Origin of the sequence: Streptomyces sp. NPDC001822 (assembly GCF_042892135.1) — a bacterium.
In the GTDB taxonomy this organism is placed as follows: Bacteria; Actinomycetota; Actinomycetes; order Streptomycetales; family Streptomycetaceae; genus Streptomyces.
This window is the reverse complement of record NZ_JBIATW010000001.1, coordinates 720,707-746,991: the sequence shown is the minus strand read 5'-3', so window position 1 is coordinate 746,991 and position 26,285 is coordinate 720,707. Positions and strand designations below refer to the sequence as shown.

Annotated in this window: 18 protein-coding genes; 10 read left to right on the top strand and 8 right to left on the bottom strand. The window is 70.6% G+C overall.

The genetic code is table 11. From position 1 onward, the window contains the following. Positions 1-127: 127 nt before the first annotated feature. Positions 128-466, bottom strand: a complete 339-nt coding sequence (locus ACFYY2_RS03515; protein ID WP_388736420.1) for a YbaB/EbfC family nucleoid-associated protein — start codon at positions 464-466, stop codon at positions 128-130. A gap of 144 nt (positions 467-610) precedes the next feature. Next, entirely contained in the window at positions 611-1,603 is a 993-nt protein-coding gene (locus ACFYY2_RS03510; RefSeq protein ID WP_388736417.1) for a ricin-type beta-trefoil lectin domain protein, read from the bottom strand. A gap of 506 nt (positions 1,604-2,109) precedes the next feature. Between ACFYY2_RS03510 and ACFYY2_RS03505 the strand changes: the two genes are divergently transcribed. Next, a complete protein-coding gene (locus ACFYY2_RS03505) occupies positions 2,110-2,856 on the top strand; it encodes a hypothetical protein (RefSeq protein WP_388736414.1) in 747 nt (248 codons plus the stop codon). A gap of 138 nt (positions 2,857-2,994) precedes the next feature. On the opposite strand, the gene ACFYY2_RS03500 is transcribed toward ACFYY2_RS03505, so the two are convergent. Beyond that, the gene (locus tag ACFYY2_RS03500) at positions 2,995-3,924 is read right to left on the bottom strand and encodes a VOC family protein (RefSeq protein ID WP_388736411.1); all 930 of its coding nucleotides are present in this window, start codon (positions 3,922-3,924) and stop codon (positions 2,995-2,997) included. 537 nt (positions 3,925-4,461) lie between these two features. Between ACFYY2_RS03500 and ACFYY2_RS03495 the strand changes: the two genes are divergently transcribed. From ACFYY2_RS03495 to ACFYY2_RS03485, 3 genes are all read left to right on the top strand, one after another. Further along, entirely contained in the window at positions 4,462-5,319 is an 858-nt protein-coding gene (locus tag ACFYY2_RS03495; RefSeq protein ID WP_388736408.1) for an arylamine N-acetyltransferase, read from the top strand. 351 nt (positions 5,320-5,670) lie between these two features. After that, the gene (locus tag ACFYY2_RS03490) at positions 5,671-6,774 is read left to right on the top strand and encodes a CE1758 family FMN-dependent luciferase-like monooxygenase (RefSeq protein ID WP_388736405.1); all 1,104 of its coding nucleotides are present in this window, start codon (positions 5,671-5,673) and stop codon (positions 6,772-6,774) included. Further along, positions 6,771-7,388: an FMN reductase gene (locus tag ACFYY2_RS03485; protein WP_388736402.1), complete on the top strand. Its 618-nt coding sequence runs from the start codon at positions 6,771-6,773 to the stop codon at positions 7,386-7,388. Before ACFYY2_RS03490 ends, ACFYY2_RS03485 begins: the two co-directional genes overlap by 4 nt. Before the next feature lie 102 nt (positions 7,389-7,490). Here ACFYY2_RS03485 and ACFYY2_RS03480 read toward each other — a convergent pair whose 3' ends face one another. Both ACFYY2_RS03480 and ACFYY2_RS03475 read right to left on the bottom strand, forming a co-directional pair. Next, positions 7,491-8,336, bottom strand: a complete 846-nt coding sequence (locus tag ACFYY2_RS03480) for a prephenate dehydratase (RefSeq protein ID WP_388736400.1) — start codon at positions 8,334-8,336, stop codon at positions 7,491-7,493. Positions 8,337-8,340: 4 nt separating this feature from the next. Continuing rightward, positions 8,341-9,285, bottom strand: a complete 945-nt coding sequence (locus ACFYY2_RS03475; RefSeq protein ID WP_388736397.1) for a hypothetical protein — start codon at positions 9,283-9,285, stop codon at positions 8,341-8,343. 390 nt (positions 9,286-9,675) lie between these two features. On the opposite strand from ACFYY2_RS03475, the gene ACFYY2_RS03470 reads away from it, so the two are divergent. The 4 genes from ACFYY2_RS03470 to ACFYY2_RS03455 all read left to right on the top strand — a co-directional run bounded on the left by ACFYY2_RS03470 (position 9,676) and on the right by ACFYY2_RS03455 (position 16,759). Then, positions 9,676-10,662, top strand: coding sequence for a 2-hydroxyacid dehydrogenase (locus tag ACFYY2_RS03470; RefSeq protein ID WP_388736394.1), 987 nt, complete (start codon positions 9,676-9,678; stop codon positions 10,660-10,662). A 333-nt stretch (positions 10,663-10,995) separates the two neighbouring features. After that, positions 10,996-11,904 (top strand): SGNH/GDSL hydrolase family protein, encoded by a 909-nt coding sequence (locus tag ACFYY2_RS03465; protein ID WP_388736391.1) that lies wholly within the window; start codon positions 10,996-10,998, stop codon positions 11,902-11,904. Positions 11,905-12,447: 543 nt separating this feature from the next. Then, positions 12,448-16,215 carry a S8 family serine peptidase gene (locus ACFYY2_RS03460; protein WP_388736389.1) on the top strand — a complete coding sequence of 1,256 codons (3,768 nt, stop codon included), beginning with the start codon at positions 12,448-12,450 and terminating at the stop codon, positions 16,213-16,215. Between the two features lie 193 nt (positions 16,216-16,408). After that, complete coding sequence (locus ACFYY2_RS03455; protein ID WP_388736386.1) at positions 16,409-16,759, top strand: hypothetical protein; 351 nt, start codon at positions 16,409-16,411, stop codon at positions 16,757-16,759. Positions 16,760-16,867: 108 nt separating this feature from the next. On the opposite strand, the gene ACFYY2_RS03450 is transcribed toward ACFYY2_RS03455, so the two are convergent. Beyond that, positions 16,868-20,395, bottom strand: a complete 3,528-nt coding sequence (locus ACFYY2_RS03450) for a S8 family serine peptidase (protein WP_388736383.1) — start codon at positions 20,393-20,395, stop codon at positions 16,868-16,870. A 1,315-nt stretch (positions 20,396-21,710) separates the two neighbouring features. On the opposite strand from ACFYY2_RS03450, the gene ACFYY2_RS03445 reads away from it, so the two are divergent. Together ACFYY2_RS03445 and ACFYY2_RS03440 are read left to right on the top strand one after the other, a co-directional pair. After that, complete coding sequence (locus ACFYY2_RS03445; protein ID WP_388736381.1) at positions 21,711-22,712, top strand: helix-turn-helix domain-containing protein; 1,002 nt, start codon at positions 21,711-21,713, stop codon at positions 22,710-22,712. Between the two features lie 375 nt (positions 22,713-23,087). After that, on the top strand, positions 23,088-23,936 hold the full coding sequence (locus tag ACFYY2_RS03440; RefSeq protein WP_388736378.1) for an SDR family NAD(P)-dependent oxidoreductase: 849 nt from the start codon (positions 23,088-23,090) through the stop codon (positions 23,934-23,936). A 59-nt stretch (positions 23,937-23,995) separates the two neighbouring features. On the opposite strand, the gene ACFYY2_RS03435 is transcribed toward ACFYY2_RS03440, so the two are convergent. Together ACFYY2_RS03435 and ACFYY2_RS03430 are read right to left on the bottom strand one after the other, a co-directional pair. After that, positions 23,996-25,099, bottom strand: coding sequence for an FAD-dependent monooxygenase (locus ACFYY2_RS03435; RefSeq protein ID WP_388736375.1), 1,104 nt, complete (start codon positions 25,097-25,099; stop codon positions 23,996-23,998). 249 nt (positions 25,100-25,348) lie between these two features. Further along, complete coding sequence (locus ACFYY2_RS03430) at positions 25,349-26,149, bottom strand: enoyl-CoA hydratase/isomerase family protein (protein WP_388736373.1); 801 nt, start codon at positions 26,147-26,149, stop codon at positions 25,349-25,351. Between the last annotated feature and the right edge of the window lie 136 nt (positions 26,150-26,285).

The following is a 26,285-nucleotide window of genomic DNA, read 5'->3' as shown; positions in this document are numbered from 1 at the left end:
TCCCCCACTCACTCGTCGCTGTTCACCCCCTCAACTACCCACCCCCCCGCGTGGCGTGCCGGGGGGGGGGGGTGGCCGGGCGTGCCCGCCCCCCCCCCGGGGCCCCTCGCGTCGTGGGGAAGCCGTGTCAGCCGGAGATGTCCCGCAGCTCCGTGCGGAGAGAGTCGAGAGCGGGAAGGAGTTGCTCCTCATGACGGTCGGCCAGCGACTGCTGGGCGTCGCGGACGGCGGAGACGACGAGGTCGGCGAGACCCCGGGCGTTGCCCGGGTCGGCCACGGCCGGTGAGATCACCAGACCCGCCAGCGCGCCCTTGCCGTCGAGAGTCGCCTTGACCGCACCGCCGCCCGCGGTTCCCTCCACCCTCAGCGAACGCAGCTCCTCCTGAGCGCGGGCAAGGTCCTCCTGGAGTTGCAGGGTGCTGTCGAGCAGCTTCCGGAGGCCGAGGCCGTCGTCGTCAAGATTCATGTCCGTGTTCCGATCAGGAGGGGGACTCGGTGAGGGAGTCCGTCGTTCGTCGAGCCGCTCCGGCCGCGTGGGCGGCTGAGCCGGAGTCACCGAGGAGGCAGGACGGGGGTGCCGGCGGCGCCGGCACCCCCGCGAGCGCCTCGCTCAGCGCTTGCTCCACTTCTGGTTGTCGGTGCCGGAACAGTCCCACAGCTGGAGCTTCGTTCCGTTCGAGGTGTTCTCGTCGGTGACGTCGACGCACTTGCCGATCGCCGTGTTCACCAGGTCGTGCGAACTGTTGAGCTTGAACTTCTGGGCCCAGCCGCCGTTGCAGGTCGCGAGCTGGATGGGCGTGCCGTTGCCCTGGTTCGCACCTGCGAGGTCCATGCACAGACCGAACATCCTGGCGGTGCCGTCGGAACGGAAGTCGATCTTCTGCCACGCCCCGCCGCCGCAGTCCCAGATCTCCAGCCGGGTCCCGTCGCGGGCCGTACCGTTGCTGGCCCCCGTGGCGGCGACGCAGCGACCGCTGTCGTGGCTGAAGACGGGAACACCGGAGTAGGTGACGGCTTTCGACTCCGAGGAGCCGCCCGTCGACGCTCCGCCGCTGCCGGACCCGCCGGTCGCACTGCCGGACTGGGAGGCGGAGCCCGAGCCGGCGGTGGGAGCGGCCGAGGCCTGGTCTCCCGAGCCGCCCGACGTGCCGGAGCCGCCCGAGGTGCCAGGGGCGGCGGAACCGGCAGCCGTGCCGTGCTTGCCCGCCGCTCCCGCACCACCCGCCGTTCCGGCGATCAGCTTCGCTCCTCCCGGAGGCACGGCGCCGGGCCCGGCGGCCTGCACACCGCCGGCCTGGCCGGGCGCGGGCGTGGAACCGCGCGGGCTGACGGACGGGGAGGAACCGGCAGCCGTCGCCGAGACGGAGGCGGAGGCCGCGGCTTCGTCCTTCTTGTCGTGGCCGGAGGGGATTTTCGCAACCGCGAACACGATCGCGATCACGCAGACGGTCAGCGCGGCAGCACCGGCCGCCCACGTCCACGGTTTGGGGCCAGGACTACCACCTCCGCGCAACTGCGTGGTGCGCCGAGTGAACGCGTCCGCGAACCGTGACGATGCTCCGTCCAGCAGCGCCGGATCCTGCGGCTTTGGTTGGGGCGGCACTTCGACTCCTGTGAGTTCGTAAACCATGGGCAGACGGGGAAGCGCGCCTGCAGGCTTCCCCTACCGAAGAAACTATGCGAATCAATCAATATCCTGAAAGTCGCCGCCCGCGTCGACCGGGCTCCACGGAGGAGACGTCGGCCGAGCACGTGTCGATCAGCAGCGGGCGTCGCGCGCCCGCGTGCGTGACGCGTGTTCCGCGTCGGCGTTCGGCACGGTACCAGGCGCGGGCCACACGTACCGAGCCGCGTCCGCACGATGGAGACACCTGGTGGAAACGTGCGGTTCGCAGAGGCCGGCCGCCCCCTCCGCGCCGGCTCCGGCACAGGCGTTCCCCGGCAGGACGACACACGTGTCCCATCGCTCCGGAGTCCCGCATCGGCCGCCTCGTCGTAGTCGTCGGAGTCATCGGCAGGGCCGGCCCTCCGGCCGTCACAAAGCACCGCCACAGGGCTGATCTTGGCGGCAGCGGGGCATGCACATGCTGGACGAAGGGCGGGGAGCATATGACTGTGATCCGGTGGGCCGTCGCGGTGCTGGCCTTCGGCGCGGGGTGGGCGGTCTGGCACGCGCTCCGGTATCCGGGCGCTCCCGCCTACGCCTTTCGCAGGAAGTACCGCGGCGACCGCAAGAGTCTGGCCGGAGCACGCGGGCTTGTAAGGGGCCTGAGAAGTGCGGCCCTGCGTGAAAGAGCGCGGGCGTGGCTCAAGGCGGAACGGGCCGAGCGGGCCTACCGGCAGCGCATAGCGCGGACCGAGGCCGCACTGCGGCAGCTGCGCACCCCGAAGCGCGGGCGTCGCGTGGAGCAGCTGGGCCGGGTGGTCCTGCATGAGCACGCGGTGCTCGTGGGCCATGCCGAAGTGCCGCTCGCCGGACTGCGGGTCCGGCTCGAGACCGCCCGGTCCGCCAAGACCTGGTACGTGTACCTGGCGGAGCCGGACGGGCACGAACGCATGGAGCGCTACAGCGCCGGGGAGTACGCCGAGGACACCGTCCGCCGGTTCGCGACCCGGTTGCAGAACGCTTCCGTGGCGGCCGGCCGGCGTCTCGACAAGCGCGGTGGCGCCATCCGCAAACTCGAGGCCGAGCTGCTGCGGGCCAGGACAGCAACCGGACCTGTGGCGGCCGCGCAGGCGGCACGTGAGGAGACCCGCCTGCGCCACGAGAACCGCCCCGAACTGCCGAAGGCGAGAGCGGCTCTCGAAGACGCCAAGGACGCCTGGCAGGGCCTCACCGGGCACCGCCCCCGCTGACCGGCCGTGTTCCACCAGACCGGCCACCACGTTCCGGCGGGAGGCGGCGTTTCGCCGTTCACGTGCGCAGGGACGTCCTCCGGCCTTCGGCTCGTCGCGCGCCGGCACGACGCCGGCCGCCCGGGAGACCGCCGGCGCTCAGTGGAATCCGGCCATCAGTTCGGCGAGGTCCTCGGGCTCGATCATCGACGGCGGAAGGGGCGGGCCCCAGAAGTTGCCGGCCTGGAGATCGAAAACGCCGGGGTTCCAGAGTTCGTCCTCGGTGATCTGGTCCATGTCCGAGTAGTACTCGCTGAGGTTCCCGGCCGGATCACGGAAGTAGTAGAAGTAGTTCGCCCCCACCCAGTGCCGGCCGAGACCCCAGGTGTGCCGCTCCGGGTGGTCCGCGAGCAGGGACTCGGCTCCGCGACCGATCTCGTCGACGTCGTCGACCTCCCACGAGCTGTGGTGCATGAAGGGCACGGGAGCCGCCTGGACGGCGAGGTTGTGGTGGTCGGAGGAGCAACGCATGAAGGCTCCGAAGTCCTTGACCTCGTCGCTCACCTTGAAACCGATGTCCTCCGTGAAGAACCGCTGCGTGGTCGCGACGTCCGTCGTCCCGAGGGAGATGTGCCCGAGCTTGCGCGGACGCACCGGGCCCGACCTCAGGAGAGAGGCCGCGCGGGCGTTGGGCCGCCCGATGGTGCCCGGCGTGTTGAACGGACCCGCGGGCGTGGCCTGCTGCTCGATGTGCGGTGCCACGGTCACGTTGACGGCGAGCCCCGTGACGGGCTCCGTGGTCCGCAGGTGATCGCCCTCGACGGTGACGGCCGTGTCGCTGCGCCGCAGCGCGCTCTCTATGCGGCCGAGGTCGTCACGGTCGTCGGCGCCGACTCCGAGCGACAGCAGTCGCCGGATCGGCGCATGGACGACACGCAGCTGACGCGGGCCACCGTCGACGGTGCCGAACCAGTGCTCCTTCTCGTTGTCCGACGCCTCGGGAATGAGCCCGAACGCCGTGTAGTACTCGACGGTTTCCTCGACGTTCGGGACCCCGAGGGTGATATCGGTAAGGCGGTGCAAAGCCATGGGTCATCTCCGGATCTTGACGAATTGAGCCGGTGGGCATCAGGTGCGTGCCACGCCCGCCGGCTTCTGCTCGGCAGCCGGCGGCCTGAACCGCCGTGCGCACGACACAGGGGCGCGAGAGCCGCCCGGAGCGCCACGACCGACAAGGTGGCACGGCCGCGCCCCACCGCACGTGCGGCATGAAGGAAATGCGGCGGCGGTGCGGGCCACTCCGCTCGGCGCACCCGCGCGTGAACCTTCCACGGACCGGCGCCGCCCCTGTCAGGACTGGCCGGCAGGGGTAGTTCCGCTCGCCACGGGCAGCGGACTTACCGAACAAATTATAGTAGGATGCTTGTTGAGTCAATTATTACTGAACGGAATACGGCACTCCCGAAGGCCCCGCCCCCAAAAGGGACATGGACGGCTTCCTCGTGCTCTCGGGCACCGAATCCCTTCCCGGCGGCCCCCGGAAGCGGCACCGGCTCTTCCACGGCACCGGCAGACCCGTACGGCTCGACCCCGCAGCACACCCGCACCCAGCAAGGAGAACCAAGGATGAACGATTCACGGGTCGACGACCGGCCTGGACCGGAGACGGCCGACGCCGGCTCGGCGAGTGAGCTGCACATCGACCAGCTCCGCGTCGACACCTACCTCGAGCGCATCGGCGCCCCGCGCCCCGCGCAGCCGGACACCGAGAATCTGCGCACGCTGCAGTACCGCCACGTGCACACGGTGCCGTTCGAGAACCTGGGCGTGCACCTCGGCGAGCGGATCAGCCTGGACCCGTCATCCCTGGTGGACAAGATAGCCACGGGCCGGCGCGGCGGAATCTGCTACGAGTCGAACGGCGCCTTCGCGGCCTTGCTGACCAGCCTGGGCTACCGCGTCACCCTCCTCTCCGCCCGCGTCTTCCTGGGGGACGGCTTCGGACCGCCCTTCGACCACCTCGCCCTGCGCGTGGACGCCTCCCAGCCCTGGCTCGTGGACGTCGGCTTCGGACGCCAGATCGAGTTCCCGCTGCGCCTGGACGACCGGGGCGAGCAGCGAGGGCCCGGCGGCGTCTTCCGTATCGAGGACACGCCCGAGGGCGACCTGGACGTATACCGGGACGGAGCGCTGCAGTACCGCGTCGAATCCCGGCCTCGCGCACTCTCGGACTTCGCGTCGGCCTGCCAGTGGCACACGACCGCACCCGAGGCGCATTTCACGCAGTCGCTGATCTGCTCCCTGCCGACCGAGTCCGGCCGCGTCACCCTGAGCGGACGCAAGCTGCTGATCACCGAGGGCGAGGCCCAGAAGCAGGTGGACCTGCCCGACGAGTCCGTCATCGCGGCGTATCACGACCACTTCGGGATCACCCTGGACCGCATCCCGGAGCTGACGCCGTCCGGGCAGGGCGACGCGGCGTAGAACCGCCGGCCGCAGGGCCGGTGCGGCGACGGGAGGGGCGCCGACCGGAGGTTTACTTGCACAGTAAAGCACTGGGCGATATTATTGCTTCGCGCAGCAATAAATCGGCTTCTCTGTCGGTCGATCCGGCGGACGGAGAACGGCCGCCGTGAGAAGTCGCCCGCAGACTGATGCGCTGTACGCGACCGACATGTCCGGCCTCCCCGTCGCCTGACGTCAGGCGCACCCAGCAGACCGTGAGCGGCACAGCTCCACCCGCAGCGCCGCACCCTGGCGTGACCCGAATGACAGCGGCACACCGCCGTCATTCGACAGCAGGAATCCCATCGGATTGATAGGCAGGTTGATCAGATGCACTTCGGAATATTCGGCGTCGGGGACATCGCCCGTGACCCGTTGTCCGGGCACACCCCCTCGGAGTACGAGCGGATCAAGGCGCTGACGGAGTACGCGCAGCTCGCCGAGGAGGTGGGTCTGGACGTCTTCGCGATCGGCGAGCACCACAACCGGCCGTTCGTTCCGTCGTCACCCACCACGATCCTCGGGTACATCGCGGCGCGGACCAGCCGGATCCTGCTGTCGACGTCGACCACCCTGATCACCACCAACGACCCGGTGAAGATCGCGGAGGACTACGCCACCCTCCAGCACCTGGCCGACGGCCGCGTCGACCTGATGATGGGCCGCGGCAACACCGGACCGGTCTACCCCTGGTTCGGCAAGGACATCCGCGACGGCATCCCGCTCGCCGTCGAGAACTACGCCCTCCTGCACAAGCTGTGGCGCGAGGACGTCGTCGACTGGGAAGGCAAGTTCCGCACCCCGCTCCAGTCCTTCACCGCCACCCCGCGCCCCCTGGACGGCATCCCGCCGTTCGTCTGGCACGCGTCCATCCGCTCCCCCGAGATCGCCGAACAGGCCGCCTACTACGGCGACGGCTTCTTCCACAACAACATCTTCTGGCCGAAGGAGCACGTCCAGCAGCTGGTCGGCCTCTACCGGCGACGCTTCGAGCACTACGGACACGGTCCGGCCGATCAGGCGACCGTCGGACTGGCAGCGCAGCTCTTCATCGGAAAGACGTCGCAGGACGCGATGAGCGAGTTCCGTCCCTACTTCGACAACTCCCACGTGTACGGCGGCGGCCCCTCCCTGGAGGAGACGAAGGAGCGGACCGCGGTCGTGGTCGGGAGCCCGCAGGAGGTCATCGAGCGGGTACTCGCGTACAAGGAGCTCGCCGGCGGCGCCTACCAGCGGCAGCTCTTCAACGTGGACGGCATCGGAGTGCCCCGCGCGACCGTGCTCCGGCAGATCGAGCTGCTGGGGGAGATCCTGCCGGTGCTGCGGAAGGAATTCGCCGCGGACCGTCCCGCGCACGTTCCGGGCGCCCCGACCCACGCGTCCCTGAAGGCCGCGCAGGCGCTGGACGCACACTCCGAGGGGACCGCCCGATGAAGCGCACACTGGTCATCGTCTCCGCCGGACTGCGGCTGCCGTCGTCGACCCGGATGCTCGCGGACAGGATCGCCGACACGGTCCGCACCGAGCTCGAAGTCCTCGGCGACGAGGTCGAGCTCGAATTCGTCGAGGTGCGTTCCCACGCCCACGACCTGGTGAACCACCTCCTGACCGGTCAGCCGTCGACCGAACTGGCATCGGTGTTCGACACCATCGCGCGTTCGGACGGCCTGATCACGGTGACACCGACGTTCACCGCCTCGTACAACGGTCTGTTCAAGATGTTCTTCGACAGCCTCGACGACCAGGCGCTGGTGGACAAGCCCGTCCTGATCGCGGCGACCGGTGGGACCGGAAGGCACTCGCTGGTCCTCGACCACGCGCTGCGGCCGATGTTCACGTACCTGCATTCGGTCGTGATACCCACCGGCATCTTCGCCGCGCCCGAGGACTGGGGCGGCGGGGACGACTCGCAGGCGTCGCTGATGAGCCGGATCGCGCGTGCGGGCGGCGAACTCGCGCGTGAGGTGCACCGCCGGGACGCGCCGGTCATCGAAGATCCGTACGCCGACCCGGTGACGCCGTTCAGCGAGATGCTCCTCGGCGAGTGAGCCGCGGTGCGGGCGGTACGCCTGCTCGCACCGCGGACCGGCGCACCGGTTCACGGGCTTCGCGCCCGGTCGGCCGGGCGCCTCGCTCCACCCCCGCGCCGCTCAGCCGGAACGTCCGTTCAGCCGGTGCGGGTGCGCGGGGTACACGCCGAGGATGCGCACCTCGGTCGAGAAGAAGCCCAGCTCCTGGAGGGCGAGTTCGACCCTCGGCTCGTCGGGGTGTCCCTCGATCTCGGCGTAGAACCGGCTCGCGTTCAGGCCGGCTCCCATCTGGTAGCTCTCGATCTTGGTGAGGTTGACGGCGCTGCTGGCGAATCCCCCGAGCGCCTTGTAAAGGGCGCTCGGGATGTTCCGCACGCAGAAGAACAGGCTCGTCATCGTCGGCTCGTCCGTGAGCGGGGGCGGAGCGGACTCCCGGGAGAGCACGACGAAGCGCGTGGTGTTGTCGGGATCGTCCTCGACCCCGGCCCGCAGCGTCACCAGGTCGAACAGCCCGGCCGCCGCGGGCGGGGCGAGGGCCGCGTGCCGCGGATCGCCGAGTTCCGCCACCTCGCGCGCCGCCCCGGCCGTGTCGTCGCAGACCAGGGTGCGCCAACCGCCCTCGCGCAGCACCTTCCGGCACTGGCCCAGCGCGTGCACGTGGCTGCGGACGGCTTCCACCTCGTCGAGCGTCGCACCCGGCACGGCCATGAGGTCGAAGCGGATGGGCAGGAAGTGCTCGGCGACGATGAACAGCCCCGACTCCGGCAGGAGATGGTGAACGTCGGCGACGCGTCCTGCGGCGGAGTTGTCCACCGGGATCACCGCGACGTCGGCGGCACCCAGTGTGACGGCGTCGAGGGCCTGATCGAACGCCGTGAACGGGAGCTCGCTGCCCGTCGGGTACAGCGTCCGCGCGACGGTCGAGGAATTGGAGCCCGGTTCACCCTGATATGCGACGTTCGTCACCGTATTACGCCTTCCGCGTGTTGGTCTTGCCGAGCGGCGGCAGTGTCTCCACTGCGAACCGCATGCACTGAAGTATCGGTGCAGCGTCCTCGACCATGCGCACCAACGCCTGTCCGTCGTGGTGCCCGGCCGACGGGAGTGCCCTCTCGTACGCGGCGACGACCACATGGCGGACCATGGGGCCGACCCGTGCCAGATGGGTCACTGCGGACTCCTCGGAGGCCGAGGGGACCGCTCCTCCGCTGCGCGGCAGGCCCTGCAGCGCAGCCGCCAGAGCGGTTCGCTCGTCGTGCAGTACGGCGGCCAGCTCGACCGCGGAGGCGGTCGGGGCAGCCGGACTCGCTCCTGCCCCGGCGTCCGGCGGGAGCCCGGCCAGCGCGTCGGTCACCCGACGGGCCGCACCGAGCGCCATCGCCGTGACGGCGGTGCGGAAGAAGACCGTGTCCTGCGCCCGCAGGGCCGTTCCCGAGGCGTGGGTGGCGAGCCCGGCGGCGACGAAGACGTCGGTGAGTTCGAACGCGGGCGTGTGACTCGGCTCACCACTCCCCTCCGGCAGGACACGCGGCAGCGTCCTCTCCGGAAGGACGAAGAGGTCCCGGTCGCCCTCTCCCGCGGCCGCACGCTCCACCCATGGCTCCGTGGGGACGGGGAGGGCGACCCAGTCGGACCGCACGCCCGCGGGAAGGCGCCACCTTCCCGACAGCGAGAAGCCTCCCGGCACGGCCTGAGCGACCGGGCCGGCTCCGTCGGCGGTGACAGGCAGGGCGGTGGCGAGCGGCGCGGCCCAGTTCCAGGTTCGGGTGAAGACGTCCCAGGCCGCCGACGGGTCCCGGTGGCCTGCGTGCTCGAGGCGTTCGAGCACGCGCGGCAGTCCCGCGTCCGGTCCGGCCAGGTCGGGGAGACAGTCGCCCGGCGCACCCGCCGCCGCGTCCCAAGACCGCTTGCTCACCGTCTCACCGCCTGTCGTTCGTCGCGGGCCGTAGCCGTCTCTCCGCCGCCGCTGATCGATCACTCACACCGTTCACGGGGCCGGAGCGGACGAGTGTTCACGTGAGTCCCACCACAGGTGTTTCGCGCCTGCGCACAGTCACACCTCCGGGCTCCTGGCGGACGCGTGTCTCCCGAGAGCCCCGACACGTGTGAGCGACCGCATGCCGGACGCCTCGATTCCAAGACGACCAACCATATTATATTGGACACCCGGGAGGTTCCGCGTATGCCCGCGCACCGGCGCCCCACGACCCGTGCCGGGGAGGGCCGCGGCTCCCGCCGACCCCCGCAGGGCCGACGCCCTACGCGGGAGTCCTGACGCACCAAGTCTCCGAGGAGTGGAAGAACCGTGAGCCGAGTCACGCCCCTGAACCCCGCCTCCGCCGGACTCCACGGTGGTGAGCGCGCACTCGCCTGGCTTCCGATACCCGAGGAGGAGTTCGAGGACCTCCCGGACCGCCTGGACTACGCGCACTGGGACGGTCGCGGCGAGTACCCCACCGATCCGGCTCGTGTCACCTTCTACGCGCCCCCGATCACCAAGGACAGCGCTGTGATCCTGGCGCCGTTGCCGCACATGCCTCGGCTGCGGGTGATCCAGGCCCTCAGCGCGGGGGTCGACTACCTGCTCCCCCACCTCCGGCCGGACGTCGTGCTGTGCAACGCCCGTGGCGTGCACGACGACAGCACGGCGGAGATGGCGCTCACACTGACGCTGGCAGCGCTGCGCGGAGTGCCGGACTTCGTCCGCAACCAGGCTGACGGCCGCTGGCAGGAGGGCATCCGTCCCTCCCTGTTCGGTGCCACGGTCCTCATCGTGGGGTACGGCTCGATCGGTGCCGCGATCGAGGACCGGTTGCGCCCCTTCGGATGTGCGGTGGAGCGCGTGGCCGGCCGCGCGCGCTGGGCCGAGCACGGTCCCGTCCACTCGGCCTCCGCCCTGGCCGACCTGCTGCCGAAGGCTGACGTGGTGATCCTCTCGGTGCCGCTGACGGCGGAGACACACCACCTGGTCGACGCCGGTTTCCTGGCCGCGATGAAGGACGGCTCCCTCCTCGTCAACATGGCACGTGGAGCGGTGGTGGACACCGAAGCCCTGCTCACCGAAGTGCAGGGCGGAAGACTGCTCGCCGCTCTCGACGTGACCGACCCTGAACCGCTGCCCGCGGGGCACCCCCTGTGGACCGCCCCGGGGGTTCTCGTCAGCCCGCACGTGGGCGCGTTCACGTCCGCGTTCCTGCCCCAGGTCAAACGGCTGCTCAGCGACCAGTTGCACCGCCTCGCCGACGGGCGGGAGCCGCACAACACCGTCCTCACGCTCCCCGCCGCGGGCTGAAGCGACCCAGACGCGTCCGGGCGGGCACCCAGGGAGGACTGCTCCGGGACCGGCCCCGTAGACACTCGGTGTTCACGAACGGGCGGCCGGCGCCAAGGAGTCGACAAGCACCAAGTCGTTACAAAGAACCTGACACCTACTCATGCGCGCCTACGTGTGAAGAGTGAACGCCTCGACTGCGCGTCTCCGCTGCACACATGGTCCAGCGGTCGCGTGTCCGGTGAGGCGGACTCGGCCCGGGCCACGGCTCCGGACCGTCCCCGTGGCGGTACCGGACCGACGTGGCCGGCATTCCAGGGCCGCCGAGGCGGCCCGACCATGAGAGGACAAGCTTTGCAAAGACTGTCTACCGCCTCCCGCGCCGCGCGCGCCGTGACCGTGGGCGCAGCCGTGCTCTCCGCGGGAGCGGCACTGGTCGCGGCAGGGGCGACGACGGCCGGCGCCGCCACGGACAGCCGGCACCGCGTGGACTACGTCGCCCTCGGCGATTCGTACGCCTCCGCCCCGGCGGTCCCCGGGCAGGTCGACCCGACCTGTCTCCGGTCGGACAACAACTACCCGTCGCTGGTGGCCCGCTCATCGGGCGCGCGGCTGACCGACGTCAGCTGCTCGGGAGCGACCACGGCGAACATGGCATCCGTACAGGGTGCCGTGCCCGCCCAGTTCGAGGCCCTCAACCGGGGCACCGACCTCGTGACCGTCACCGTCGGCGGCAACGACATCGGCTTCTCGACCGTCCTCGGGACCTGCGCGCACGTCACCGCCACCGACCCGTCCGGTGCCCCCTGCCGGGCGTACTTCAACGCGGGCGGCACCGACGCGGTCACCGGCTCGATCGAGCAGGCGGCCCCGAAGGTCGCTCAGGTGCTCCGTGGCATCCACCACCGTGCCCCGCACGCCCGCGTGGTGGTCGTCGGCTACCCCGACCTCTTCCCGGAGGACGGCGTCGGCTGCACGAGCGCCAAGGTGCCCCTGGCCGCGGGCGACTTCTCCTACCTGCGGGACAAGGAGAAGGAGCTCAACAAGATGCTCGCCCGTCAGGCGCACCGCGCCGGCGCTCAGTACGTGGACACCTACACACCCACCGTCGGGCACGACCTCTGCCAGCCGGTCGCCAACCGGTGGATCGAGACCTTCGCCCCGGAGACCCCGGCCGCGCCGGTGCACCCCAACGCGGCCGGCGAGAGCGCGATGGCCGGTGCGGTCAAGCGTGGGCTCGCCCGTCACTTCTGGCACCACTGACGGTTCGCGGAAAGTGTCCTGACGCCCGCGCGGAAGCGCGGGGCTGAGGGCGCCCACCGCGAGCACCCCGGGGCCCGGTCCGGCATCGGCCGGGCCGGGCCCCGTCTGCCTCCGTCTCAGGCCGAAGGCACGTTTCCCGGGGCATCGCCCCCGAAGCGAACCCGCGGCGCCGCGTGTTTCGGCCGCACGGCGCCTGCCTCACTCTCAGCCTCACGCCCGGCACGCTCGTCGCACGGGCGCCACTCAGCAGGGCGCTGCGCGGTCGCGCCGTCCGTGAAGGTCCGAGAACCGACCCACACAGCCGGGCCTCTGTCGTGCCGAGTACGACGCACACGTGTGCCGATCGGGTTCCTGTGGAGTGTGCCGCAGCCGCGACTCCCGCCCTCGGAGTATCCCGCACACACCGGAGATGTCCGTTACGTGAACGCCCGGCGATGGCGCAGATGTGCCATGGCCACAAAGCGACAGGCGTGGACCGGCCATCTGCCACTCCTTCTGTCCGATTATCAGGAGCACATCCATCGGTCTTCCTCAGGAGGAGTCTTGCCCAGCGTTCCCATATCCAGACCAGGTCCGATCGCGCTCGCCGCGATCGCAGCCCTGACGATGGGTGTCGTCCCGGCCGGCGCTGTGACGCCCGCCGACCAGGCCTCTCCTCGCCTGCCCGCCCGCTCGGCGCAGCTGCCGTCCTCACACACCGTCACTCTCATCACGGGTGACAAGGTGACGGTCAACACCGGTGCCGACGGCAAGGTCACGCGTTCCGTGCGGGGCGCGAACGGCCGGCCGACCAGCGTGACGACCTACACGACCGGCGGGAACACCTACGTGTACCCGGGCGCGGCCCTCCGCTACGTCGCGGCGGGCAAGCTGGACCGCGAACTCTTCAACATCACCAGGCTGCTGGCGGACGGTTATGGGGACGACCGGCGGGACAGCCTGCCGTTGATCGTCACCTACACCGATGCCGCGACGCGCGCACGGACCCAGGCCGTGCCCTCCGGCGCCGACCGGACTCTCACGCTGAGCAGCATTCAGGGCGCGGCGCTTTCCGCGTCGCGGTCGAAGGCGGCCACCTTCTGGAAGTCGCTCACCGGTCAGGCGGGCGCGGTGAACGGCCGCAGCGCCGGCTCCAAGCCCGAACTGCGCAGCGGGATCGCGAAGGTCTGGCTCGACGGCAAGGTGAAGGCCGCTCTGGCCGACACCACGGCGCAGATCGGCGCACCGCAGGTGTGGTCGGGCGGGGACACCGGCCAGGGTGTGGACGTGGCCGTGCTGGACACCGGCGTGGACACGCAGCACCCCGACCTCGTGGGGCAACTGGCCGCGAGCACGAGCTTCGTGCCCGACCAGAGTGTGGAGGACCATCACGGTCACGGCACCCATGTCGCCTCGACCATCGCGGGCACCGGTGCGGCCTCCGACGGCAAGGAGAAGGGCGTCGCGCCCGGTGCGCGCCTGCACGTCGGCAAGGTGCTCGACAACGACGGCAGCGGCCAGGACTCCTGGGTCCTGGCCGGCATGGAGTGGGCCGCCCGCGAGCAGCACGCCAAGATCATCAGCCTGAGCCTCGGCGCCGGGCCCACCGACGGTCACGACCCGCTGAGCGAGGCCGTCAACGAACTCAGCGCCGAGACGGGCGCGCTCTTCACCATCGCGGCCGGCAACGCGGGCCCGCACACGGTGTCGACACCCAGCGTCGCCGACGCCGCCCTGTCCGTGGGCGCCGTGGACACCTCGGACACCCTCGCCGACTTCTCCAGCACGGGGCCCCGTCAGGGCGACGCGGGCCTGAAGCCCGAACTCACCGCCCCCGGCGTCGATGTACTGGCCGCCCGCTCGCAGTACGCCGCGGACGGCACGGGCTACTACCAGACGCTGAGCGGGACCTCGATGGCCACGCCGCACGTCGCCGGAGCCGCCGCACTGCTCGCCCACGCCCACCCCGACTGGACCGGGCAGCAGCTCAAGGACGCCCTCGTCAGCAGCACGAAGGCGACGCCCCGGTACACCGCGTACGAGGGCGGCAGCGGTCGTCTCGACGTGGCCGCGGCGGTGAAGAACACGGTGTTCGCCACCGGCACCGTGTTCGGCGGCTACAGGGACCCGTCGGCGCCGGCCGGTGAGAAGTCCGAGAAGAAGGTGACCTACACCAACACGGCGGACGCGCCGGTCACCCTGGACCTGGCGACCGAGGTGGCGGCAGCGCCCGCGGGCGCCTTCACGCTGTCCGCCCGGCAGGTGACCGTCCCCGCTCACGGCAGCGCCCAGGTCACCCTCACCACGGACTTCGACCGGCTGAAGCGCGACACCATGACCTCGGGGCGGATCCTCGCCACCGGTCCCTCCGGCGAGGTGCTGGCCCACACGGTGATCGGCGCCTACGTACAGGCCCCGCGCGTCACCCTGAAGGTCAACGGCAAGGACCGCAGCGGGCATCCCCTGGGCGGAGAGGTGTACCTGATCGGTGAGAAGGCCTTCATGGGCCCCCTCCTCCTGGACGAATCGGGTACCGGCACGGTCGACGTGCCCGCCGGCACGTACTTCGTGAGCCTGGAGGCCGACGTCCAGGGCACTCACGGGCCGCACTCGAAGGGCAAGGCGCTCCTCACCGTTCCCGAGGTGGACCTCAGCAAGTCCGCCACGGTGCAGCTGGACGCGTCCAAGGCGAAGCAGGTCTCGGTGCAGACCCCTCAGACGAGCACCCCGTCCGACATCCGGCTCGACGTGAGCCGCACGTTCGACAACGGGACCTCCCTGTTCATGCAGCGCTGGCCGGCCGAGGAGTACGACAGCGTGTGGGCCCTGCCCAACAAGCAGGTGACCACGGGTACCTTCGGGTTCGGCGGCAACTGGCGCCTGGTCGAGCCCGCTCTCGCGGTGTCGTACGGCAAGCGCGCCTACGACGACCTGATCGTCGCCCGCGGGCGGGCCGGCCTCAGAGGGGGCACGTGGCCGTACAAGGCGGTCTACGCAGGTGAGGGCGGCCCCGCGGCGTACAAGAAGCTCGGCGCCCTGGGCAAGGCCGTCGTGGTCCGGCGCAGCGATGCGGTCGGGCCCGCCGAGCAGGCCACGAATGCCGCCAAGGCCGGTGCGAGGCTGCTGCTGGTCGTCAACGACGGCAAGGGCCGCCTGAACCCGTGGAACTCCGACCTCGACAGCCCCTACGCGGAGGAGGCGAATCCCCCTCCGCTGACGGTGGCGTCGCTGACCGCGGACGAGGGCAACGAGCTGATCGCCGGGATCAAGCCCGGCCGGAGTGTGCAACTCCGGGTGACCGCGGACCCCACCAGGGACTACCTCTACGACATCGGTCATCACTGGGCCGCGGTCCCGGCCGATCCGACCTACCGGCCGCGCAGCAGTGATCTCAACCGGGTGGACGTCTCCTTCCGCAACAACCGGCCCGCCAGGGCGATGGAGTCCCGTTCCGCGGTGTGGCAGGGAAACTACTCGTCCAACTGGCTGGTCACGCCCGCCCGGACCGAGCGGACCGACTGGGTGTCCCGCGACACGGAGTGGGTGGAGGAGGCGGGCGTCAACCAGCAACTGCAGATCAGCAGCGACTCCTTGAAGCGGTATCCGAGTGGCAAGACCTCGCACCTGGAGTATTTCGGACCGATCCAGCGCCCCCGGTCGAACAGCAACTACGTGCCGGTGCGCGAGGGCGATCACGTGCTGGCGATCATCCCGGGATGGGCCGACTCCGGTCCCGGTCACGTCGGCACGACCCTGAACAACCAGGGGGTCCGGAACAGCGTGAAGATGTACCAGGTGCTTCCTGACGGCGACCCCCTCCTGCTGAGGGAGTCCTCCACGGACACCATCGGCAGCATCCGGTACCCGCTCGTCCTGGACAGCTCCGACGCCCAGCAGTACCGCCTCGTCTCCGACAACGCCCGGGACTTCTGGGAGAACGACTACTCGGTCACGACGCGGACGGAGTGGGGCTTCACCTCGGCCGCGCCCGCGGCCGGCACCTATTCCGTGCTGCCGCTGATCCAGCTCGACTACGCGGTAGAGGGCATGGACGACGCCGGTAAGGCGGCACGCCGCGCCGCCCTCACCGTCACCCCCTCGCATCTGGTGGGCGCTCCCCGCACCGACACCATCGGCAAGGTCGGCGTCGACATCTCGTACGACGACGGCGCCACCTGGCAGCACGCCGCCCTGACCCGCACCGCGGCGGGCTGGAGCACCCATCTCAACGCTCCCGCCAAGGCGCAGTTCGTGACCCTGCGCACGAGTGCCGCCGACAGCGCGAACAACACCGTCACGCAGAGGATCAGTCGGGCCTTCGGCCTGAAGTAGCCACGCGACGGCAGCCTTCGCTGATCCGGTCAGGGGCGGGACCGCAAGCCTGCGGACCCGCCCCTGACGTCGTCCGGAAGGGTTCGGGGCGGGAATCGGGGGCGCGGGGAAACCGCCCGGCATGGCAGGGGCGGGCACGGGCAGACGCAGTGCACACGAGCCCCGTCGGCGGGCCTGATCGCGGAGGTCGCGGATGCTGTCCCACAGACGTGAACACGATGTCCTCGTCCTCACCGTGCACGAGGACCCGGGGATCAGTGGACGGGCCGGACTGGCCGGCGCGATCATGGATTTCGTGCGGGCCTTCCAGCCGGCACCGGTACTCGTCGTCATCGGCGACGCCGCTGCCACCCCCGCGACGGCCAGCGCCGTGCTGCGGGCCCATCGGCGCTGCGGCGACCTCGACGTGCTCTTCTCGGCCGTGAGCCACGACGCGTCCGTCCGACGGCTGCTGGAGGACAACGCCGACTCCGGGGGCCGGGGTCTGGTCGTTCACTCCCGAGTCGACGCCGCCATCGCTTCCGCCTACGGCGCCGCGGCCTGAACACCAGGACGACCGCCTTCCCCCGTACCCGACCGGGCCGGGAGGCCGTGGTTCGTACGGCGGGGCCGGGTGCCGCGGTCAGCCTGCGGCACCCGGCCCCGCGTGTCTCTACCGCAGGCCGTAGGCCCGGATGAGGGTCTGGGTGATGGTCCCTCCCTCGTCGTCCTTCGCAGTGGCGCGCAGGGACACGAACCTCGCCGACGCGGGGGCGGACAGGCGCGCTTCCCAGGCGCCGCCGTGGCGCGAGGTCTTCGGCCGGTGCCAGGCGGCGCCGTCGTCGTAGGAGACCTCCAGGCCCAGGGAGGAGATCCCTCTGCCCGGGGCGCCGAGGACCGACGGTGTGATGCTCAGGACCGAGGTGCGGCGGGCCCTGCCGTCGGCGTCCTGGTCCGCGTCGTAGTCGAGCTGCACCAGCGGGAGGACCTGCTGGTCAACCTCTCCCGAGACGAACGACCACTCCGTCCTGGTGGCCGTGGAGTACGGACCGGCCACGGGGTTGCCGTTGGCTCCCTCGACCACGAGCCGGTAGCGCGTCGGCTCGGGAGCGAGGTCCGAGGCGTACCCGCTGTCGTAGTCGGACTCGGCGAGCAGCGTCTCGCCCCGGTAGAGCGATGTCCGCTGGGACAGACCGCTGCCGTTGTAGCCCTCGCCGGCGTGCGCGGTTCCGTTGTCCCCCCACGCCCGCGCCCTGAAGGCCAGGCCGGTGTACTGCCGTACGGGGAGGTCCTCACCGAGCATGCGCGGACGCAGGACCGGGGTGAACCACCGGTCCTCGTGGGTGCCGGGAGCGGGGTAGGAGGCGATCTCGGACGTCTCGGTGAGCAGCTCGGGGGCCACCACCTTCTGCTGCCACCTGACGCCGCCACCCGTGGAGACCCAGTCGGTGCGCGGCCCGCGCGCCACGGGTTCGGGCAGGAAGTTCGCGCCGCCGCTGAAGACGTAGGCCGGGAAGTCCATGCGGGTCTCGGTCGCGCGGATGGACTCGTCCTGCCCGAAGGTGAGATTCACCCGGGCCAGGTTCCGCGAGTCGGCACGGTAGGTGGTGTCCGCCGGAACGCCGCCCGCATGGCGGCTGACCAGGTCGTACAGGTACGAGGGCGTGGGGTGGCACTCGACGCGCAGGCGCACCCTGTCCCCGCGCGGCCCGGAGAGCCTCGCGATCAGGTCCTCGCCGGAGTCCGCCGACACCGACGCGACGGGGACGGGACCGGTCGACCGGTAGTCGTCGAGGCCGTACCAGGTGTTGAGCCGTCCGACTCCGTCGTTGACCACGAGGAGCAGTCTCACTCCTGCGGCGTGGGCGGCCCGGGACTGTTCGTACGCGGTGACGGCCGGGCTGCGGCGCACCACGGCGATCTTCCCCGCGGCTGCCGTACGGGCGTACTCCGTGGCCGAACCGGTGCCGGCGAAGACGGCGTCCGCCGTCGTGGTGTCCTCGGCGAGGGGCTTGGCACCGTTCTGGGGCAGGACGTCCAGCTCGTCGCCGTCGAGGGAGACGGTGAGCGGGGTCTGCGGGGCGCGCCATCTGGTGGTCAGGGCGAAGCCGCCGCCTGCCACCTTCGCGGGGGACGGCTCGGCCCAGACACTGTCGTACTCGGGCCCGACCGTCTCGCCGTCGACGAAGTCTCCGAGCGTCCCGTACACGGGCTGCGCGGTCAGGAACGAGCGCCAGTACTCGATCCTGGTGCCCGTCGGCGTACTCGGCCGGGGCGTCAGGGCCCTGACCTGGTGTGCGCGCGACGCGTCGAAGGTGACCTCCCGCTGGTCCGTCAGTTCGATCTCGGGGTCTCCGAGAAGGGCCATACCCTTGGAGTGCGGCCCGTGTGCTCCCTGCACGTCCTTGAACATCATCGCGGAGTAGGTGTCACGGGGAAGGTGCAGCGTCAGTCCGGCCTCGGGCACCTTGCGGAGCTGCGACCGGAACGGGTCGTGGGCGGGGACCAGCAGGACCGTGCCGGTCGTGGGGCGTCCCTCCCGGTCCTTCGCCCGGAGCACCAGGTCGTGGCGCTCGTCCTCGGTCCTGGTGTGCAGGACGGTGTGGGCCACGACCGCTCCGGTGGCGTCCCGGGCGACGACCTGACCGGTGTGGCCACCGGCGGCCACACCACGCGGACTGATGACGAGGTCCACCGACGCGCTTCCGTGCGCGGGCACGGTGAGCCGCTCCGCACTCAGGGCGAACAGACCGGCGGGGCTCGTGCCACCGTCCAGCGTCAGCCGCAGCTCGGCCGGGGCGTCCGCGCTGTTCGTGTAGCTGATGCGGCGTTCGACCGGCTGCGGATCCGGCGACCACTTGATGAGGCCGGTGTCGACGGCTCCGGAGGCGACGACCGGCGTGCGGAAGGCCGCGGCGACGTCGGCACGCCCGGAGCCTCCTCGGTAGACGGGTATGTCCGAAGTGATGCTGCTGGCACTCATCAGGGCGTTCTTCAGCTGCTGTCCCGTCCAGTCCGGGTGCTTCTCCACGAGCAGCGCTGCCGCACCGGCGACGTGCGGGGTGGCCATCGAGGTGCCGCTCTTCGAGGTGTAGGGGCCCTCGCCGCCGAGATACTGCGAGCGGGCCGCCAGGACGTCGACACCGGGTGCGGTCAGGTCCGGCTTGAGGCCCTGGTCCCCCTCGCGCGGACCGCTGCTGGAGAAGCCCGCTATCCGGTCGGCCGAGTCCACGGCACCCACCGTCAGCGCGGCCGCCGCCGTGCCGGGCGCGTTGACCGTGTACTCGCCGGGCCCGGAGTTGCCCGCGGCTATCACGAAGAGTGCGCCCGTCTCCTCGCTGAGGTCGTTGACGCTCTGGCTCATGGGATCGGTCTGGGTGTGGGCGGCCGAGTTGCCCAGACTCATGCTGATGACCTTGGCGTGCTCGGTCCTGGCTGCCCATTCCATGCCGGCGATGATCCCGGACTCGGTTCCGTCACCGTTGTCCGACAGCACCTTGCCGATGGCGAGTTCCGCCCCCGGGGCGACGCCCCGCTCCTTGCCCTCCGAGGCGGCGCCGGTGCCGGCGATGATCGAGGCGACGTGTGTGCCGTGTCCACGGCGGTCGGTGACGTCCTCACCGGGTATGAAGCTCCGGCTGCTCACGATCCGGCCCCGCAGGTCCGGGTGTTCGGCGTCGATGCCGGTGTCGAGGACGGCGACCTTGACGCCTTCCCCCACGGAGCCCTGCTCCCAGACCTCGGGAGCGCCGATCTGGGCGGTGGTGTCCGCAAGAGCCGCCTCGACCTTGCCGTCCAGCCAGATCCTGTCCGTCGCTCCGGGCAGGGACCGCACACGTGCGGGGTCGTCCTGGTCGCGCCGGGTGTGAGTGAGCGAGTCCCACAGGAGACCCGCCGTGGCCCGGTCCGCCTTCGCCGACACGGCACGTGCGGAGGCCAGTTGCCCCGTCACGGTGACACCCGGGAGGTCCACGGCGCTCATCCGTGACGCATCCGTGTCACGTGTGATGATCAGGGGCAGTGCCGGGGTCCTCGCGTCGTCGTATCCCTGGGCGATGAGGCCGGTGACGTTGAAGAGCCGTTTGTCGAGCAGCCCGTCGGCGACATAGGAGGCGGCCTGGTCGGGGTACACGTACGTGCCCGTCGCGTCGGTCAGCGTGCGCACCGCGCCGGACGCCCCTGCCGGACGTGTGACGCTCACCCCGGCGGGCGCCCCTTCGCGTCCCGGGGTGACGGTCACCTTGTCGCCGGTCAGGAGGGTGACCGTACGAGCACTTCGGCCGGGTTTCACCGAAACCGGTGGCGCGCCGCTCTCGTTCGAAGCCTGAGCCACGGGCGCGACAGCCCCACCCAATAGCGTGACGGCTACGCCCAGAGCGATGACGCCCATTCCGCGGGCAACGTGTTGCCGCACTCTTCCTCCTCGAATTGTTGTAGACGGCATACGATCACACGCCGTCAACTTCCAACAAGGAGTACTGGGTCGGGTTTTCCTTTGGCGAAAGGATCGGTGACCATGCGTGAGGAATTTCCCCTTGGGCAGTGCACCGAGTCACCGTCGCGATCGGCGGAAGAGCGTCGCCATGCTGCAGCCCTGGAATGCGCGCGTCAACCTCCGCACATCACCGCCGGACCCCTCGTCATGCCGCGTTCACCCCGGCTGGGCGAGCACGACGAGTCGGTCACCTGCCGGTGACCCGACCACCCCCGTCCGTGCACGCGACGTGGCGCAACAGCGACTTGGCGCACTCTGGACAGGCCGGGAAGGTGACTGATCATCCTCGGTACCGCACTCTGAAGTGCGGCCGGAGCGAAGGCCGCGCATCCGGATCGGGACGGCCGAAGGCTCCGGGTGGTGTGGGCGCGACCCCTCCGTGGGGGGCGGGGTAGTGATTCCACCCGGAAGGGCTGGGTGCGGTCGGCGAATTCCGCCGACCGCCCCGTCTCGGCCCGTGGTGTTCAGAAGTGTTCGCCGGAGGGAGGATCCGCCGAAAAGAGGATCGACTGAGTTTCCGTACAGGCGAGGGACGACCTCGGGACACCTCAACCATTCGGCGATCAGAAACCGCTCGACTGCATTTCTTTCGCCTGCCGCCGAACAATTCCTGACGGAATCACACCGCTCCGAAGCGGGACCGGAGAACGTTCCTCGACTTCCCCGAGTGACTCGACGGCCGCCCATCGCCCTTCCCCTCGCGTCCGCCCGGGATTTCGCGCCGAGACGGGGTGAACACTCCGGCACCGACCGTGGCGCCGTTGAGACATGTCGCATCTGCGACACCTCGTACCAGTGACACGGCGTACGGCGCCGACAGATCCTGCGAGCGGCGTGTTTCGCCACTCGCCCGGTCGGCGGTGGACGGGCCGCGTTCACTGACCCGGCACATGCCGTTGGTGTCGCCGTACGCTCCACACCCTCAGCGGAGTGCGGGCGGCAGTCATGTACAGTCCGGTCTTTGACAATATGTGTGGCGGATACGCAGGGGCGTGTCAGCCGGAGCCAACAGGGAGGCTGCATGCTAGAGGCAGCTGGTCTCACCGCGGTCGAGGAGACCGTCTACCGGCTTCTGATAGCGACTTCGACGGCGTCGGCCGACGAGATCGCCGCGCAGACCGGCCTCACATACGGACAGGCCGAGGGCGTCCTCGCCACTCTTGCGACCATGGGGCTCGCCAGCACCACCGACCGGCAGCCTCACCACTTCACGGCCTCCCCTCCGGATGTGGCACTGCTGCCCCGCCTGCAGCGCAACGCGGACGCACTCGACCAGGCACGGGCCGCGGTCACCGACCTGCTGGAGAGCTACCGCGGTACCCGGCGGCGCCAGGATGCCGGCCAGCTCATCGAGGTCATCACCGGAGCCGAGGCGCTGCGTCAGCACCTGCGCCAACTCCAGGACAACGCCCGCCACGAGATGCTGTGGTTCTGCAAGGCCCAGTACGTCGCCATGCCGTCGGGCAGCAACACGGCCGAGTACGAGGCGCTGGCGCGCGGAGTCCGCTACCGCGTGCTGTACGAGCGCGCGTTCTTCGACGACGAAGGCGCCGTTGACAACGTTGTTAGCTCCGTCGGTGCGGGCGAGGTCGCTCGTTCGGTACCCCACCTCCCCCTGCGGCTCGCCGTCGCCGACCGGGCCATCGCCATCTGCCCGCTGGTACCGGGCGGCCCGGCAGGCAGCCCGGTCGAACCCACCGCGGCGTTGGTCCGCGACAGCAGCCTCCTTGAGGCTCTCACCGCCCTGTTCGAGCGTTACTGGGAGGACGCCGTACCCCTGCACGTCAGCGACTCCGGGGCGGTCACCGGTACCGACGACTCGCCCGGAACGGCACCTCTGCGGGAGACCGACCGCCGACTGCTGTCACTCCTGATCGCGGGCATCACGGACAAGGCCATCGCGAGTCAGATGGGACTGAGCCGCCGCACGGTCCAGCGCCACATTCAGCACCTGATGAGCGTCGCGGGGGCCACCACCCGGATGCAGCTCGCCTGGCAGGCCGCTCGTCGTGGATGGCTGTAGCGGCCACCTCGCGCCGCTCACCCGTCACTGCCGGTGATCTCGGCCGGACGCGGACCCGCAGCACCGCTGCGGTGCCCCTGAGCCGGCAGCCGGATCTTCCAGCGGCCCGACGGCTGCTGCCGCCCGCCTCCTCCCGTCGGCCTCATGCCTCTGCCCCTGCTCCCTCCGATTCGGCGAGCCCACTGTGCGAACCGGTCACCGCCCCCGGGATGCACAACCGCGTCCTCGGCGCTACGGTCCCGGCAGGACGTGGCGGCCGGATTTGCGCTGGAGCGCACTCCAAGGGACACCATCGGACATCGCTTCTCCGGCATCGTGCCGGAGGCGCGGTCCTCCCGAGCGGCCCAGGCCGCGCTGACGAATGCGAGTGCCCTCATGACAGACAAGACCGTGGTGATCACCGGAACCTCCAGCGGGATCGGCCTGGAGACGGCCGTCCGCGCGGCTCGCTCCGGATGGCGTGTCGTCGCCACCATGCGTGATCCGGGCAAGGCGGACGCGCTGCGGGAGGCGGCGGAGGCCGCGGGCGTGACCGAGCGCGTCGAGGTCAGGCGCCTCGACGTGACCGACCCCGGCTCCGTGGCGGAGTGCATCGCTGCGGTTGTCGCCGATCACGGAGCCCTGCACGCACTGGTCAACAACGCGGGCTCCGGTCACGTGGGAACGCTGGAGACCGACGGGGTCGACGCGGCCAGGCGCGTCATGGAGGTGAACTTCTTCGGCGTCCTGCACGCCACCGCTGCCGCCATGCCCCATCTCCGTGCCTCCGGCGGCCGCGTGCTCACCGTCACGAGTGTCGGCGGCGTGGTGGGACAGCCCTTCAACGAGGCGTACTGCGCGGCGAAGTTCGCGGTCGAGGGGTACATGGAGTCCCTCGCGCCCGTCGCCGCCACCGTGGGGGTGCGGGTGACACTGATCGAGCCGGCCGCCGTCGCCAGTGAGTTCGTCGCCAACGTCGGCATTCCCGAGGACCGGAGCGAGCTGCTGGATCGCATGGGGCCGTACACCCCGGCCCTGGACGCCTATCTGGTCCGTACCGCCGGAGCGTTCGCGCACGCGCAGACGGCCGCGGACGCCGCGGCCGCGATCGTCGCGGCGCTCGACTCGGACGAGCCGCCGCTGCGAGCGCAGACCTCTGACGCCGCGCGCACGTTCATCGCGCCGAAACTGGCGGACCCCGACGGCTCCCGCGTCCTCGGCATGACGAGCACCTGGGTGGCCTGACCCGTCGGAGGGGAGCCGCTCCGCGTCAGCCCCGGCTGCGGCTCCGACTCCTTCTCCGGCTACGGAAGTGCGTGCAGGGGTGCGTGATTGGCCTTGAACATGCGTTCCCCCGCCCGGCGCAGAGTGAAGTCGCGCAGAAAGGCGGGCAGGTTGCGGGCCTTGTCACGGCGGTGGTTCTGCGAGACCACCCAGGCGACTCGCTCACCTCGGCGGTCCTGGAACGCGGCGAGTGCCGCGGACACGTCCTGTGTCGTCCCGAGGGTGTCGGCGAGGACCAGGGCGTCTTCGATGGCCATGGCGCCGCCCTGGGCCATGCTCGGGGAGAAGGTGTGGGCCGCGTCACCGATCAGGGCGACGCCGGGATGCGTCCAGACTGTGTTCTCACTCTCGCGCAGTGCGGCGAAGTGGGCGTCCGCCCCCTGTTCCAGCAGACGCGGGACCGGGCCGGCGAAGTCGGCGAACAGGGTGCGCCAGTCACCTGCCGGAGCAGTCGCGGCGGCACTGTTGATATCGGCGTAGCAGTAGACCCGGCCCGCTCCCAGCTGCACCGTCAGGAACGTCCGGCCCCGGTCGCCCAGACGCGCGGTCCAGTCGGTGATTCCGGGAATCGCGGTGTCGTCGGCGATGAACCGCCAGCACACCTGCCCGAGGAAGCGCGGCTCGGGACCGCCGAAGCGGGAGCGCCGCACGGCGGAGTTTATGCCGTCCGCCCCGACCACCAGGTCGTAGGCGCGGGTGGCTCCGTCGGCGAACGTCACGGTCCCGTCGTGGCCCACTGCCGTCACCGCCGTGTCGTGACGCACGATCGCCCCGTCGACGGCTCTGCGCAGCACCTGGTGCAGCTCGGCCCGGGTGATGGCCAGGCAGGGACCGACCTCGCCCCAGATCCGCTCCACGTCGAACGAGGCGAGCGGACGGCCGCGGTGGTCGAGGAGGCTCTGGCGCGCCACAGGAGACGCCAGTCCTGCGACCTCGTCCCCCACTCCGATGGTCCGGAGCGCACGGACGGCGTTCGCCGGGAGGTAGATCCCCGCACCGAGCGCCTGGGCCGATTCCGCACGCCGCTCGACGACGTCCGCGGAGAAACCACGGTCGAGGAGCGCCTTGGCCAGGGCCATGCCGGAGATTCCGGCTCCGGCGATCAGAATGCGAGGACTGCTCACAGCGGGTCATCCTTCAGCAGCGGTCGACAACGGCAGGGTGCGGCCGGAGCCGCGCGGACGCTTGGCGGTGGTCGATGGGCGCCGTGGGGCCCCGGATCGCGCCTGCCGGGCGGCTCGCTCGTACCACCGCTTACCCCGACGAATCAGTCCACACAGACCACGAACCACGTCCGCCGAAAGTTCAACGTGCGAATCTCGGCCGGTGTGCGGAGGGCTGCCGTCGGACTTCGTTCGCCTCGCCGGACGCGCTCAGTGTTCCGCGATGTGCTCCCCCAGCCGCAATTCGAGTTCGCCGGGCTGCTGCATCCCCCGCTCCAGCAGCCGGCGGATCCGTTCGGCCGCTTCCGGCCAGGTCAGCGACGCACGGAAGGTGTTCTGACCGGCCACCAGGTCGTCCTCGGCCGGCAGGGTGGACCGGTCGATGAGGGCCTTGACCTCTGCCAGCGGCTGCCGGTCGAAGGACGCGATGCGCGTGGCGACGCGGTCCACGTAGGCGTCCAGTTCGGCGTCGGGCAGTGCGCGGTTGATCCAGCCGTACCGTTCGGCCGTCTCCGCGTCGAAGTCGTCGGCCGCCGCGATGATCTCCAGCGCACGCCCTCGTCCCACCAACAGGGGAAGCCGTTCCGTGCCTCCGCCGCCCGGGGTGATTCCGGCGCCCACTTCGGGCTGCCCCAGGACGGCCTTCTCCTTGCTGGCGAAGCGCATGTCGCAGGCCAGGGTGAACTCGTTGCCCACTCCACGCGCCCGGCCGCGGATCGAGGCGATACTGATGACGCGGGAACGGGCCATGCGCGCCGCGGTTTCGAGCCAGGGCGGCCCCGCGTAGGGCTGCTTCGGGGGAACCAGGTCGAAGTGCGCCAGGAAGAAATCCGGATTCGCGCTGTCGAAGACCACCACCTTCAGGTCTTCGTCGGCTTCCATCCGGTCGACCAGATCGGCGAGCGCCGCGAACGTGTCGAAGCCGACCAGGTTGATCGGCGGACTGTCAAAGGTCACACGCCAGTACGAGGCGGACCGCTGCACGATCCTGAACGGGGAGGACGTCGTCATGCGCAGCATCCTATGCACACTAATGCCCCTATTTGCACCGTTTGATAACGCGTTACGCCGGCGTCGCGACAACCCCTCGGCGTCGGGGATCCGCCCGGCCTCGGGGCCGGCCCCCTCACCGACCGCGACCGGGCGG